Origin of the sequence: Paraburkholderia sp. RL17-373-BIF-A (assembly GCF_046030175.1) — a bacterium.
In the GTDB taxonomy this organism is placed as follows: Bacteria; Pseudomonadota; Gammaproteobacteria; order Burkholderiales; family Burkholderiaceae; genus Paraburkholderia.
The window spans coordinates 1-1523 of record NZ_JARESO010000249.1 but is presented as its reverse complement, the minus strand read 5'-3'; the positions used below and the strand labels follow the sequence as shown (position 1 = coordinate 1523).

Annotated in this window: 2 protein-coding genes; both read left to right on the top strand. The window is 57.1% G+C overall.

Annotated features, from left to right (window positions below; all coding sequences use genetic code 11):
- Positions 1–507 precede the first annotated feature (507 nt).
- Positions 508–786: an antitoxin of toxin-antitoxin stability system gene (locus tag P0D80_RS50080; protein WP_408296161.1), complete on the top strand. Its 279-nt coding sequence runs from the start codon at positions 508–510 to the stop codon at positions 784–786.
- Positions 783–1064 carry a type II toxin-antitoxin system RelE/ParE family toxin gene (locus P0D80_RS50075; protein WP_408296158.1) on the top strand — a complete coding sequence of 94 codons (282 nt, stop codon included), beginning with the start codon at positions 783–785 and terminating at the stop codon, positions 1062–1064. Before P0D80_RS50080 ends, P0D80_RS50075 begins: the two co-directional genes overlap by 4 nt.
- Positions 1065–1523 lie beyond the last annotated feature (459 nt).

Below are 1523 nucleotides of genomic sequence, written 5' to 3'. Positions count from 1 at the left end.
CGAAAGTCCTGACGGAGATGCTCGGCGCCAAGCCCAAGGAGGTCCGGGCCTTTCTCGGCGGACATCTACCGCCTGAGCGGACACAGGAGTTGCACGACCAGTTGCTGGCCGCTGGCGTGCCGCTATAGCGTTCTCACTGAATGTGGGCCCTGCCCGATGTAATCGGGCTGTTCTCAACTAATGTGGGCCCGTTCTCACGTAATGTGGTCCCGGACGCGCCGATATTCTCAGCTAATGTGGTCTCGAAAACACCGATGTAATCGGTCCCGACGATTTATGTTATCGGGCCGCTACAGGTAGGGTTGTTTGAGCGGACTGGTCCTGTTTGGGTCGAAATGCGCTGCATACAGTACCACATTTTGCTAGTTCGTCAATAGCACACCCAAAACGAACCAATCAGAAGCGTTGGGGGACGGATCACTGTGGCGCCCCGCGTCGCACGACAGGCCTGTCCATGATACTCAAAACGTATATACTTGGTTAGTATTCATTGCGGGAGGTTGCCACATGTCGAAAGAAGCTGTTTTCACGATGAAGCTCGAGCCCGAGTTGCGCGCCGAGTTTATGGCCGAGGCCGAAGCCTCCCATCGACCAGCGTCGCAGGTGCTACGCGAGTTGATGCGCGAATTCGTGCGGTGCCAACGCGAAGCGCGCGAATATGACGAGTTCTTGCGCGGTAAGGTCGAGGCTGGCCGTGCCTCGATGCGTACAGGCCATGGTCGCTCGAATGAGGAGGTTGAAGCTAGGTTCGCTGCACGGCGTGCCAGCGTGGCAGGTAAGGCGTGAGGGTCATCTGGGCGCCTGAAGCGGAACAGGATCGCGATGATGTGTGGGACTACATCGCAGCCGACAACGTGTCAGCCGCTGTCAGAATGGACGAGCTATTCAGCGAGGCCGTCATGCAGCTGGCCGACTTCCCCAGGATGGGAAAGCCGGGAAAGATCTCCGGCACGCGCGATCTGATACCTCACGAAAGCTATCGCATCGTGTACGAGATCGAAGGCGAAACGGTATGGGTGCTGGCGCTGGTCCACACCGCCCGCCAGTGGCCACCAAGGCACTGACCTCTCAATTCATGATCGAACCGGACGCCGAGGTGCTGTTACTGACAAGTGCATCAAATAGGCTTTGTCCGGATGGGTATGAGTTCCCGTGCAACGGACGCGACTATCCATTTTTAACGCAAACGCATCTGCCAAACGAGTTCCACCGGTTCACGAGGTTGGCGATGACTACACCTTCGCCTTCCTGCGACGCCAGTTTCTGCGTCAGCAGACGCTCGCCGATGCAGCGCTTGATGCGCGAGATCTGTGCCTCCACCAGAGAGCGCAGGCGTGGTTCAATCCTGCGTTACACTCGAAACCACGAACCCCTTTGCCCACGGAGCTCAGACGATTTGGTTGTGTCGCAATAAGAAACGGATGGCGAAGTAAAGTAATCTTGTTAGGATGCCTTATATAACCAAGGAATAGAACTGCTCAGCGGCCGACGGCGAGGTTCCCTTCGCCGTCTTCATCTGTCCC